12 protein-coding genes and 2 pseudogenes are annotated in these 13,061 nt (G+C 37.0%); 4 read left to right on the top strand and 10 right to left on the bottom strand.

The features are described from left to right. Positions 1–361: 361 nt before the first annotated feature. Complete coding sequence (htpG, locus tag RVS70_RS15015) at positions 362–2,242, bottom strand: molecular chaperone HtpG (protein ID WP_026679675.1); 1,881 nt, start codon at positions 2,240–2,242, stop codon at positions 362–364. A 190-nt stretch (positions 2,243–2,432) separates the two neighbouring features. Here htpG and RVS70_RS15010 point away from each other — a divergent pair, with 190 nt between their 5' ends. Continuing rightward, positions 2,433–2,810: a hypothetical protein gene (locus RVS70_RS15010; protein WP_121604797.1), complete on the top strand. Its 378-nt coding sequence runs from the start codon at positions 2,433–2,435 to the stop codon at positions 2,808–2,810. A 305-nt stretch (positions 2,811–3,115) separates the two neighbouring features. Here the strand turns inward: RVS70_RS15010 and RVS70_RS15005 are convergent, their stop codons facing one another. From RVS70_RS15005 to csaA, 8 genes are all read right to left on the bottom strand, one after another. Further along, positions 3,116–4,051: a nucleoside hydrolase gene (locus RVS70_RS15005; protein WP_121604796.1), complete on the bottom strand. Its 936-nt coding sequence runs from the start codon at positions 4,049–4,051 to the stop codon at positions 3,116–3,118. A 43-nt stretch (positions 4,052–4,094) separates the two neighbouring features. Continuing rightward, positions 4,095–5,306: a NupC/NupG family nucleoside CNT transporter gene (locus tag RVS70_RS15000; protein ID WP_281949316.1), complete on the bottom strand. Its 1,212-nt coding sequence runs from the start codon at positions 5,304–5,306 to the stop codon at positions 4,095–4,097. A gap of 22 nt (positions 5,307–5,328) precedes the next feature. Further along, entirely contained in the window at positions 5,329–6,279 is a 951-nt protein-coding gene (locus RVS70_RS14995) for a nucleoside hydrolase (RefSeq protein ID WP_026679672.1), read from the bottom strand. A 17-nt stretch (positions 6,280–6,296) separates the two neighbouring features. Next, positions 6,297–7,235: a nucleoside hydrolase gene (locus RVS70_RS14990; protein WP_121604795.1), complete on the bottom strand. Its 939-nt coding sequence runs from the start codon at positions 7,233–7,235 to the stop codon at positions 6,297–6,299. A gap of 233 nt (positions 7,236–7,468) precedes the next feature. Continuing rightward, on the bottom strand, positions 7,469–7,738 hold the full coding sequence (locus RVS70_RS14985) for a hypothetical protein (protein WP_121604794.1): 270 nt from the start codon (positions 7,736–7,738) through the stop codon (positions 7,469–7,471). A 504-nt stretch (positions 7,739–8,242) separates the two neighbouring features. Continuing rightward, positions 8,243–9,607: an FAD-binding oxidoreductase gene (locus RVS70_RS14980; RefSeq protein ID WP_026682072.1), complete on the bottom strand. Its 1,365-nt coding sequence runs from the start codon at positions 9,605–9,607 to the stop codon at positions 8,243–8,245. Between the two features lie 224 nt (positions 9,608–9,831). Then, positions 9,832–10,263, bottom strand: coding sequence for an RDD family protein (locus tag RVS70_RS14975; RefSeq protein ID WP_121604793.1), 432 nt, complete (start codon positions 10,261–10,263; stop codon positions 9,832–9,834). Positions 10,264–10,391: 128 nt separating this feature from the next. After that, complete coding sequence (gene csaA / locus RVS70_RS14970; RefSeq protein WP_026682070.1) at positions 10,392–10,721, bottom strand: chaperone CsaA; 330 nt, start codon at positions 10,719–10,721, stop codon at positions 10,392–10,394. A gap of 220 nt (positions 10,722–10,941) precedes the next feature. On the opposite strand from csaA, the pseudogene RVS70_RS14965 reads away from it, so the two are divergent. The 3 genes and pseudogenes from RVS70_RS14965 to RVS70_RS14955 form a co-directional block, all read left to right on the top strand. Next, positions 10,942–11,079 (top strand): annotated as a pseudogene (locus RVS70_RS14965) (LrgB family protein); the annotation flags it as partial. A 40-nt stretch (positions 11,080–11,119) separates the two neighbouring features. Next, a complete protein-coding gene (locus RVS70_RS14960; protein ID WP_152525437.1) occupies positions 11,120–11,272 on the top strand; it encodes a Fur-regulated basic protein FbpA in 153 nt (50 codons plus the stop codon). A gap of 280 nt (positions 11,273–11,552) precedes the next feature. After that, positions 11,553–11,738 (top strand): annotated as a pseudogene (locus tag RVS70_RS14955) (MerR family transcriptional regulator); the annotation flags it as partial. 50 nt (positions 11,739–11,788) lie between these two features. Here RVS70_RS14955 and RVS70_RS14950 read toward each other — a convergent pair. After that, a complete protein-coding gene (locus RVS70_RS14950) occupies positions 11,789–13,036 on the bottom strand; it encodes a glutamate-5-semialdehyde dehydrogenase (protein ID WP_121604790.1) in 1,248 nt (415 codons plus the stop codon). Positions 13,037–13,061 lie beyond the last annotated feature (25 nt).

Here is a 13,061-nt window from a genome sequence, read left to right as displayed (position 1 = left end):
TTGAGGCCGTGCCCGCGGAAAGCGAAGTAATTAGTCGGAGCATTGCCAATATACATCAAACATTTCAAAATAACTACTTGGCTTAACGCAGTCATTGCACTGATTTTATACTTTCTTAACTTATAAAGTAAAACTTCAATCAGTCGGGGGTACTTACCCCCCACTGATTGCTAGTACCACAATGGTATATCTAAATGCCTTTGAATCCATCGGATATTTACTGGTAGTTAGTCCACACTTACCAATATTGGTTTTATTTTATTGTTTGAAGTGTGGATCTTACTGCCAGTTATATGTTGGATAATATGATTGTTCGTATGGTATAGAAGTTGTGTATTGTCTGAGACCTATCACTAATCTATCAAATCATAACCTTGCAGATATCATTCGTAAATGCAACTGGATCATTTACAGGCATCCCCTCTATAAGTAAAGCCTGATTATATAATAGGTTTGTATACAGGGCTGTTTTGTCCTTGTCATTCGCAAATGTCGTTTGTAATGCTTGGAAAATATCATGGTTCGTGTTTATCTCCAATACTTTATCCGCTTTAACTTGCTGGTTATTTGGCATGGAATTCAACACTTTTTCCATTTCTAAAGATATATCTCCATCAGCAGATAGACAAACAGGGTGAGATTTCAAACGTTTGGATGCACGCACATCCTTTACCTTACCCGCTAAATTCTCCTTCATAAATGCAAAGAGTTCTTTATTTTCTTCCTGCTTATCTTTATCTGTTTCGTTATCTGTCTCTTCATCTAAACCAAGATCGCCACTAGAAACAGATTTGAATTCCTTATCTTGATAGTTCATGAGCATTTTAATAGCAAATTCATCAATTTCTTCAGTGAAATATAGTATTTCATACCCTTTATCTGCTACCATTTCAGTTTGTGGTAATTTCTCAATTCGTTCAATGGATTCACCAGAAGCATAATAAATATAGGCTTGGTCTTCAGGCATGCGTTTAACGTATTCATCCAGTGAGACTAATTTCTTTTCTTTAGAGGAGTAAAATAATAATAAATCTTTTAACGTTTCTTTATTTGCTCCAAACTCGTTATATACTCCAAACTTTAATTGTCTACCGAATGAATCATAGAATTTTTCATACTTTTCTCGATCATCTCTTAACAAATGCAATAGTTGAGTCTTTATTTTTTTCGTTATATTTTTCGCTATTACCTTTAATTGACGATCATGCTGTAGCATTTCCCGAGAAATATTCAGTGATAAGTCCTCTGAATCTACCATTCCTTTAACAAAGCTAAAATAGTCAGGCAGAAGGTCCGCACATTTATTCATGATTAGTACCCCATTGGAATATAACTCTAACCCTTTTTCGAATTCTTTTGAGTAATAATCAAAAGGTGTATTTTCAGGTATGAATAAAATAGCATTATACCTAACAGTACCATCTACATTTATATGAAGGGATTTTAAAGGCTTGTCAAAGCCATATCGCTTTTCCTGATAGAAATTTTCATAATCCTCGTCTGTTAATTCATTTTTATTCTTCTTCCAAATTGGAACCATACTATTTATCGTTTCTTCTTCTACATAATCAACATACTCATCACTTTCTTCATCCTTTGGCTTACTTTTTGTTACATCCATTTTGATTGGATAACGAATAAAGTCAGAGTATTTTTTAATAATTTCTTTTAAGTGAGCTTCTTCTAGATAGGAATCATACGACTCGTCTTCCGTATTATCCTTTATCTTTAAAATGATTTCGGTTCCAATCTCTTCCTTCTCATATGAAGTAATTGAATATCCTTCTGTACCAGTTGATTCCCATTTATATGCTTCTTCACTGTCCAAGGCTTTACTAATGACTGTTACTACATCAGCAACCATAAATGCAGCATAAAAACCCACACCGAATTGACCAATAATGTCATGCCCATCTTTTAATTCTGTATCATTTTTAAAAGCGAATGATCCACTCTTAGCAATCGTACCAAGATTTGTTTCTAATTCATCCTTTGTCATTCCAATTCCAGTATCTATTACTTTCAGTGTACGCTCTTCTTTATTTGGAATGATCTGTATGTAATAACTATCCTTATTAAAAGATAAATTCTCATCCGTCAAACTTCGATAGTACATTTTATCCATGGCATCACTAGCGTTGGATATTAACTCACGCAAAAACACCTCACGTTGGGAATATATCGAATTCACCATCAACTCTAGTAATCTCTTAGATTCGGCTTTGAATTGCTTCTTTTCCATTTTAGCTTCTCTCCTTTTTAATCGGTTCTGAATAATTAATAATATCATAGTTTAAATATCATAATCTATATCTTCTGTCAATAATCTAGTTAATTGTCTATTATTATAACTAAATAGGCGGAAAATAATTAAAATTATAATATCCGTCCGAAACATTTTACCATTCATTTTAATAATGTAAAGAGAATTTATGAAACAAGTAGTAGCGATTCTGATAGCATTTGCAACAATTTTCTTTGCATCGCTTTCATTGATTTCAGCAAAATCAAACGTTACTGGAACATGGGATTATATTGGTTCTTCCATATTTTTTAATACTACTGGCATTGCCGAGTCCACTGGTGGTGATTTTAAGTATTGCTTAACAGCTGGGCCATCGGGATGGTATAAATTATGGGAAGATGATCCTGTTGGAGACGACTTTGTAGGCGAAAGGTATTTATCTCATGATGAATGTGCAATCTTTAGGAATATTGGTGGATATGTGGATGGATCTAATAATGAAGCGGAATTTTATGTAAAAAAAACTTCACAGTACAAACGTCAAAGCGTATATGACTTTTTATGATTAAGTAAAAAAGACGGAATCAAACGTGTTTTCATTAAAGAAAAATATAACTAAGCTATTCCGGAAATATACTTCGCTGTGCTGCGAATGGCTGGTGAGTCTCCTCGCCTAACTTACTTTGGAGACTCACCGATGCCTTTTCTCCCTCATATATGGAAGGGCAGCGATACATCGCATTTTTTTCAAGGCGTCTACATATATTTCAAGTGATAGCGTATTACATTGTTCGCCTTTTTAATGGACCGTTTTAGCTATATTCCAACCCTATTCTAAGACAAATACATATATTTCCCCAAGCTCACGGGTCACAATTGCTTCTTTAACGTATCTAAAAAGAGAGTAGTAAATCGATCTGCATCTACTGCAAAGCACACTTCAATATTTGGTTCTTTTTTCCATAGGTGGAGAAAATCACAAATGGTTTGTCCGTAGCTCAACTCACTTTTTGTTTCAATGTCCACAAAGTATTTTGCCGTTTTAACAAGCGAAGGATCAAGAACAACCCCGACGGTTAATGGATCATGAAGTGCGCAACCATTCTGTCCATAATTATCCATGCTATACTTACGATAAACCTCCGTGCTTTTCATTACAAAATCATAATACAAAGACCCTTGCAATTGTTCAATGTGTTCTTTCGTAAGAAAGGTTTTCATGGTTACGTCTAAGCTGACTAATTTTATAGGCATTCCAGAATGAAATACAATCTTTGCCGCCTCTGCATCTGCAAAGATATTAAATTCTGAAGTTGGTAGCGTATTTCCTCTACCGCTTTCAGAAACAAGCCCCCCCATCACAACAACTTGCTTCACTAACTGAGGGAGAGTTGGCTCTTTACGTAAAGCTAAAGCAAGATTAGTCAACGGGCCAACCATAATTAATGTTAATTCTCCTGGAAATTTCTTTGCCTGTTCAATCATAAAATCAGGAGCAAATAATACTGGATCCTCTACTCGTGGAACGATGTTTTGAAGCGATCCACCTATTCCATCATCTCCATGAACACCAAACTCATGGAAGGCTCCTTTCAAAAGTGGTTGGCCAGCTCCACGATAAACTGGGATATCACTTCTTCCAGCCAATTGTAATACCTTTTTGCTATTTACCATAACTTGTTCGAGTGGTACATTCCCATTAACAGCTGTTATTCCTGCTATTTCTAATTGTCCACTTTCTACTGCCATTAAAATAGCAAGGGCATCATCCACTCCGGTATCAACATCCAGAATTATCTTATCCATTTCCTCATCCTCTTTCTGCTCACCACTAATTCATTCATATTTATCAAATTAGCATTCCTGCTATTGCTGCACTCAATAAATTTGCTAGCGTTCCACCAATAATGGCTAGAAATGCCAGCCTTACTAAATCATTTTTTCGCGATGGAGCAAGCCCACCAATTCCTCCAATGAGCATCCCCATACTTGCTAGGTTAGCAAATCCGCATAAGGCAAACGTAATAACTGCTACTGTTTTATCTGAGAAATGTTCAATTTCTGCTCCAAAGTTACTAAACGCAACAAATTCATTTAAAACGAACTTTTGACCAATAAAAGAACCGGCTTGTACCGCTTCATCCCAAGGTACTCCGATAATAAAAGCTAGGGGTGCCATCACGTATCCAAGTATTTGCTCAATGGTAATTGCCTCAAATCCAAACAGGCCACTAACCCAGTCTAGCCCAAGATTCACCAATGCAATAAGTGAAATAAACGCCAATAACAATGCGCCAATGTTCAATGCAAGTTTAAGTCCAACTATTGCACCGTTAGAAGCTGCATCAACAATATTTTGTGCATCTTTTTCTGCATCAATCTTAATTAGTTGCTCTTCTTGCACTTCTGTCTCTGGTACTAACATTTTAGCAATTAACAAACCTGCAGGTGCAGCCATAAATGCCGCCGCAAGTAAATAATCTAATGGCACACCAAGTAGCGAGTAACCGACAAGTACTGTACCTGAAACAGAAGCTGCTCCTCCAGTCATCACCGCAAATAACTCTGATTTTGTCATTTTTTCCAAATATGGTTTAACGACAAGTGGAGCCTCTGTCAAGCCTACAAATATATTTGCTGCTGCTGATAATGACTCTGGCTTTGTTGTCTTTAAGATAAGTGATAAAAAGCCACCGATCGCCTTTGTTAGCACTTGCATAACCCCGATATAGAATAAAACAGAAATTAGTGAAGAAAAGAAGATAATGACAGGCAACACTTGAAACGCAAATATCATTCCAACTCCTTCCATACCAAGCAAGCCTCCAAATAGGAAGCTAATACCATCGTTTGATGTATTAATAATTTGCTCAACAATAGAAGTGATCCCTTTAAAAAAGTTTCTTCCCAATTCCCATTTTAATACGATAAAGCCAAAAATAAATTGAATGGCTAGTGCACCGATAACTGTACGAAAGTTTATTGATTTCTTGCTTTTAGAAAGTAGAAATGCAATAAATAATATGATTATAATTCCAGTCATTCCCCATAAAATTTCCATTGTAGCAAACCTCTCTTCGTTGTCAGTATGAATTCGTTGATAAAACTTTGATGAGCGTATTTCTAAACTTTTCTCTATCAACACCTTCGCACACACGCACATTTGGTGATTTTTCACTACGGTTATTCCTATCCACTAAACTGTAGCCTCTTGTTAGTTCACCTTTTGTTTCAATATCAACAAAATAATCATTAGATGCTATCATTAGTTCTTCGTTTGCTGCAATAGCAACTAACAATGTATCAGGATGGGTTGTCCCATCGATTTTATGAACTTCCTTATTAAATTTCATGACTACGCGATTAATATCCATAAAAAATTTTGAACGTGCCGTACCGATTGCCGCAATTTCCTGGTGATCGGTATCATTCATTACAGAATAATCCGTACACATATCCCATCCCACCATCGTGATTGGGATGCCAGCATGTAAAACAATTCTTGCGGCTTCTGGATCTACCCAAAAATTATACTCAGCTGCAGCAGTAATATTTCCTAATGCATTATTTGTTCCACCCATGATATAAATATGTGGAATATCCTTTACTATTGTTGGATCCTTTTTTATGGCCATGGCAATGTTTGTTAATGGTGCAATCGCTAAAAATTCAATTTCACCAGGATTCGCTTTAACTTTTTCAATGATGAAGTTAACCGCATGTCCATCTTCAGGACGTTGATCTGCCTTTTCAAAAAAGGAATCTCCCATACCATCTTTGCCATGAACATCCTCTACTGTGCGATGAACAGTTTCCCCAATCGACAAAATTGGCCTCTCATGTCCCTTATAGACAGGTACATTATAATCTGGATTAAATACTTGAATGGTGTATAAAGCATTCTCTACCTCTTGATCAAAATCAACATTTCCGCCAGTAATCGTAACACCTTCAACCTTAAAATGATAAAGAGCAGTTAGTAATGCGATTGTGTCATCGCCAGCGGTATCCGTATCAATAATAACTCGTCTCATGATGCTACAACTCCTATTCAGTTTTGTCTTGATAAGTCTGTAATGTATTGAAAGAATTGATCACGGTTCACTTCATATACTAAGTTCACTGGTCGACCATGTTCTGATAATTCTGTCCTACCTTGACTTTTTCCTTCCGTATGAACAATACTATTCACTTGTTTTTTCTTAACGAGATCACTTTTCCCAATTGTTGCTGTTGTCAGAACATCCCAAAGGAAATACGTAGAGTTTGTTTGAAAATGAACAAGTGGCGGAACCATTGCATAGCATTGCCCTAGAAAATCAATTCCTAAATCCTTTCTTTCTGAAGCCCAACTATTTCTAACGTCTAGTGTAAGTGGAACCATATTTGTGCTTTCCAGTGCTACTAAATCTATTTCAATGTTGCTTTCCCAAACGGTTTTCACTGCCTCTGGATCCCAAAATGCATTCCATTCCGCTGACCCATCATGTTCCGGTTCTTCTACATTACCTGTCTCCAAGAAAGTTCCGCCCATCCACGCTAATTTTTCTATTTTTGCTTCAATATCAGGCGCTTCCTCTAAAGCTCTAGCTAAATCTGTCAAAGGGCCAACAAAGACTAATGTAACTGGCTCCTCGCTTTGGCGTAGCGTTTGAATCAAATGTTTATGAGCCGGTATATTGGCTTCTTTTGTTTTAATTGGTAAAAATTCATTTAAAATTGGTAATGCGTCAACTAAAAATGCGTGCATTCTCCAGTCTTTTGGAAATGGATGCTTTCCTCGTGATGTAGATGCAGCTACACTTATTTCCTCACCATTACCAAATCGATCAATAATTTTCCGACTTGCATACATCGCTGGTTCCAAATAGCAATCCGCAGGTATGACACCAACACCTAATAATTCAACCTCTTCCATTTGAAGTAATAAGAATAATGAAATTAAATCATCAACACCGCCGTCGTGATTTAAATAAACTTTCTTTGTCATAAAAAAGTCCTCCCATGTTGTTTAGTATTTTTCATGTGAATGATTCTATTATAAAAAACCCTCATTTCAATTACAATGAAATATTCGTTTTTTATAAAAAAAATTACAATTTAATTAAGTTATCCAAAAAAATATAAAATAAATCCTAATGTAATCATAAAAACAATAACAATTTACACTTATTTACATTTTATTTCCGAACAATAAAAAGAAAGCCCTTGAGCAGAGCTTCCTTATTTGTGATTCTGTCTAAAATGTTCAATTTCTTGACGAGCATCATGTAAGTGCTCCTGCGTTTGTTGAAACTGCGGATTTTCGAGAGCTGCTGTTCCAAAGCGTTCCTGAGCTGCATGCAAATTTTCTTCAGCTTGACGTAACTCCTGCTCAGCCTCTTGTAACTGTCGCATATCCCCATTCGTTTTCGCTTGTTCAATCATTTGATAAGCCTGTTTTACTTGAATCGTGCATGTTTCAATCATTTGATGTTGGTTTTGTTGTGACATCGCTACCCTCCTATCAAATAAATAAAATGACATCTGTTTATATAATCCCATTATTTGCAGAAACTATGTATCGTATAGCTACTGCACCAGATTAAAAGCGCAAACTCCCTATTTGAAACGTAGCGACTGGAGAGAGCCAGCAGAGATAAAGGAATTACGATGTGTTCGCGAGTCGATGATGGCGATTCGTGAAGTCGCCTAGTTCTGGGCGCTGGAGCTGGACACGGCCCAACACACCCCTATTTATCCACATAAGCAAATATTATAATTTCCTAGACTAAAAAGCCGGGTCATTAAAATCACGCCAGCTTTCCATCGAAGAGCGCCTTATTTATTTGGTGAATAAAACTTTTTCAGCTTTTTTAATCTTCAGCTTCCCTATGAATTAAATCCACTACTCCGTTTTTCCACACCTTTGCTTGCTCACAGGAGTATCATCTATTTAAGCCCCTGCACTACAATGAACTTTAAGAGACATTTTATACTAAATTATAAACGAATTCTCTAATCGTATAGAACCTTACCAGGATTCAAAAGATTGTTCGGATCCAACACACTTTTTACTTTACGCATGATTTCAAGCGCGTTACCATGCTCTGCTTCTTGGTATTTCGCCTTACCAATTCCTACTCCGTGTTCTCCTGTGCAAGTTCCTCCACGTTTTAAAGCATATTCAACAATCTGCCTATTCACTTGATTAGCCTTTTCTATATCTGTTGGGTCATCCGCATCAACCATTAGCAGAATATGATAGTTGCCATCGCCAACATGTCCCACAATTCCACCAGTAAGTCCTGAGGCCTCTACTGCCTTTCTCCCATCTTTAATTGCTCCAGCTAGTTCCGAAATTGGCACACATACATCCGTCACCATTTGCTTTTTACCTGGATAGCTATGAAGAAATGCATAGGCTGTATTATGCCTTGCTTCCCATAATCGATTTCTAGCTGCCGTGTTTGATTCAAAGGCTAACACTTGACACCGGTGGTCTTCTAATAAATCTTTCGTAAATGCCACATCCTGCTTTAGACCCGCTTCATTTCCATGGAATTCTAAAAATACCGTAGGAACTTCTCTATAAGTTGTGTCACTAAAAAGATTGATTTGCTTCATTGATTGATCATCTACTAATTCAACCCTCGCTATCGGTATTCCAGCCTGTAAAATACTAATCACTGCAGCAACAGCTTCATCTAATGTTTGAAAAGCAGCTCTCCCTGCCATTATTTGCTCTGGAATACCGTGTACTTTTAACGTCAACTCTGTAAAGCAACCTAATGTACCTTCCGATCCTACAAATAAACCATTCAAGTGGTATCCTGAAGAAGACTTAGCTGCCATACTTCCCGTATGTATAATCGTCCCATCCGCGAGCACTACTTCTAGATCTCGTACCTGGTCTCGCATAATTCCATATTTTACCGATGTAGTTCCACTTGCATTCGTAGCAGCCATACCACCAAGCGTTGCATCCGCCCCTGGATCAACTGAGAAAAACAGTCCATATTTTTTCAACTCCCTTTCGAGTTGTTTCCTCGTCACACCAGGTTGAACTTTAACCAGAAAGTCGTCTGGTCGTACTTCTAACACCTTGTTCATCAACGTATAATCGATTACAATTCCTTTTTCGTATGGAATCACGCTACCTTCTAGACTTGTTCCCAACCCATAAGAAACAACAGGCGTCTTATATTCACAAGCTACTTTCATTATCTGGCTAACCTCTTCAGTGGTTTGCGGAAATACCACAACATCCGGTAACTTAGGAGTATGATACGATTCATCGGAACTATGCTGTTCAAGAACCGTGTCATTATCACTTATATGCTCAGACGGAAGTATCTTTTTTAATGCATCGAGTATTGTCAATCCTCTCTCTCCTTCTTTTTAGTAAACGAGTCATTCCATGCACTACCTACAGCTTAATACATGTGGATCGCTGAAAATATCTGTGAATTATTGCATTAGCATTTTTGGAAAATATTTGTTTTATCTATAGGAAATTTATTACGAAAATCCTATTCATATGCCGGCTCCAATAGGAAGTATCTTTTTTAATCCAAGACAACAAATCGTCACATATAAAAAGCTCTTCAATTCCGATATACCACCCTCGTTTGACAAATCATATCATGCAGCGCCTTTTTTTCCTCATTCCAGCCTGCCAGTAAATAACCGATAAACAGTGTTAGCGCCGAAACGAAATAGCTTAAGTATCTTCCAATTGATTTCCATATACTAATTTGGGTCATGTTTGTATTTACGACTTGAATATTACATATAATTTTTCCCGGACTCCCCTTCCATTTTGTTGCAGTAAATATAATGATAAATACAATGATATAAATAATGGAAGCCCAAGTATCGGAAGTAGAGGGATCTATTTCCGTTTGGGAATAAAAGAAAACAAAATCTTGATCATTAATCATAGCAGCAATCATAGCAGCTAATACAGAAATTAACAAAGAATCGAGCAAACTTGCCAAAACCCGTATCCAAAAGCCTGCAGGTTTATAATTCGTCATTACTTTTTCCCTCCTTGATGATTTACTCAGATGTATACGAACTACGATATTCTTAGCCTTTTAACTCTTTATAAAGTGAAACTTCTACCTATAAATAATTATCTAAATGTATGTATTTCTCGTAAGAGTTATGAAATTCGCGTGCCATTTTCCACCTCTTCACAAGGACTTAATAAGACGACATCTCCTTCCTCTTGTACGCCACCTAACACGAGGACTTCTGATTTAAACCCAGCAATTCGCATCGGTGGAAAATTAACTACCGCTGCAACTTGACGCCCAACCAATTCAGCTGGGGTATACCGTTTTGTTAGCTGAGCAGAAGATTGTTTCATCCCCAACTCCCCAAAGTCAATAAAAAGTTTAATTGCTGGCTTTCTAGCTTCCGGAAATGATTCCGCTTTCTTTATCGTACCGATGCGCATATCTATTTGTAAAAAATCTTGAATAGTTGCCATTTACTATCCCCTCCAATTCCTTTTTACTCCTCTTACACTAATTCTACATTTGATTCCTGTTTTCCTGTCAAAATAGTAATTTGTAATGATGATTCTGATCAAAAAACGAACGATAATTATTTGATGAAATTAATTAGGTTCGTTTTTATTGTTTCTTCATTCTTTTGTCTCAGCCTCATTCTATTACTATCTTATTGATGGGATCTAAGGGTTTTGCTATGGAGCATCTGCACAAATGCTTGGCGCAAACCATTCACTCGTTCGGGGTGAGGAAGAAGGGGCAATGGGTAGCATCGCAATGCCGACATCTGCCTTATTTTTAGCTTTAGTCGTACCAATCCTTTCCTTTATCTCATAGTTTAATAAGTACAACTGCAAATGATGGAGGTGCTTTGCACATGAGCAAAAATCTGCTACGTGAAGGAATTGAAGAGGTGAAACGCTACTATATAAAAAAATTACAAAAAGCCGGAGTGCTAGAAAACGATAGCGACCTAGAAGCATTGACGCTAAGCGAACTCCAAAGAATGGTTGAATTTTATCAATTATAGAAGTTTCGGGGGATGTCTCATCAGCGAAAAAGTACAAAAGACTGGAATATACAAGACACTATGGGAACAATCGTATGCACAGCTTGATGTGAGTAAATTTTGTTTAATGCTGAAGCGTCACCCACGGAGAATGGAAATACTCCAATTAAAGCGACCTTTTGGGACATTCCTTTGATATTTTTCATTTGTCTAAGCAATATATTAGTTTCTCTAACATCAAAATGAGATACTAGAATAAACATAGCTTTAGGATGGTTGAAATGACATCATATAAAGATCCATTGGAATTGTACATGGGCTTACTGGATTGTCTGAACGAAAAATGAGGTATTACGAAGAATGAGGTTTATTATTTCCTGATAGAAGCAAGGTCGGTACACGTAAATACTCCTTTACAGCTATTGAACTACTCATGAGAATAGCAGATTTATGTGAGGATGGGGGACAAACGGCCGAAATAAAAAGGTCATAGAAACGGCTACACGATGCAGCCGTTCTACTACTATCCAAGCTCTATTAGCTACGAATTTGTCCATTTCCTTGAATAAAGAATTTGCTTGATGTTAATGCTGGAAGTCCCATGGGACCTCTCGCATGTAATTTCTGTGTGCTAATTCCAATTTCTGCACCATAACCAAACTCAAATCCATCCGTAAAACGAGTAGAGGCATTGTGATAGACTGCCGCTGCATCTACTTGTTGTTGAAAAAGAGCAGCATGTTCTACATTTTCTGTAATGATCCCCTCAGAATGCTTCGTGCCGTATAAATTGATATGATGGATCGCTTCTTCACAGCTTTTAACTATTTTAACACTAACAGCTAAATCAAGATATTCTGTCTGCCAATCCTTTTCAGTCGCTGGTTTTGCAAAGGAAAATTTGGAACATACTTGTTTATCCCCAATGACATCTACATCGTTTTTATGCAGCTGCTCGAGTAACTGTCCACCATAGTTTTCAAACCACCGCTCCTGAATTAATAAGGATTCCATTGCATTACATACCGAGGGCCTTTGGAGTTTTGCATTCAATACAATATCCTGCGCCATTTGGAAATCTGCAGATTCATCGATAAACAAATGGCAATTACCTGCTCCTGTTTCAATTACTGGGACTGTTGATTCACGTATTACAGTATCAATTAAATTTTTTCCGCCTCTAGGAATTAAAACATCTAAATAGCTATTTAATGTAAAAAGCTCCTTAGCTGATTCTCTGCTTGTATTTTCGATTAGCTGAACAGAATCAATTGGTAACCTACTGTTCGCTAAAGCTCGATGAATAACAGAAACGAGCGCTTGATTAGAGTGTTTGGCGGATGAACTTCCTCTTAAAATTACCGCATTACCTGTCTTCAATGCCAGCGTAGCTGCGTCAATAGTGACATTTGGCCTAGCCTCGTAAATCATGCCAATCACACCAATAGGTACACGCTTTCTCGAGATACGTAAGCCATTCTCTTTGTCAATTGATTCGAGCACTTCACCAATAGGATCAGCTATTTGTATAAGTTGAAAAATAGCATCATGCATTGCTTGTAATCGATCGCTATTTAACATAATTCGATCTAATATAGAAGCTGTTAATCCTTTATTTTCTCCCTCTTGTAGATCTTTACGATTCTCTTTTAATATCAAATCCTCTTCCATTAGAATTTGCTTCGCTATACATTCCAGCGCCTTATTTTTATCATCTGTACTTACTGCATTTAATTGAAAGCTTGCTCTTTTAGCCAATTTTCCTTTCGTCTGTATCTCTTCCATCTGTTCTCCTCTCCTTTTTACATTT

The sequence above is a fragment of the Virgibacillus sp. M23 genome (assembly GCF_034190895.1).
In the GTDB taxonomy this organism is placed as follows: domain Bacteria; phylum Bacillota; class Bacilli; order Bacillales; family Amphibacillaceae; genus Virgibacillus; species Virgibacillus salarius.
The sequence above is the reverse complement of the archived record's forward strand: the minus strand, read 5'-3'. Positions and strand labels throughout refer to the sequence as shown.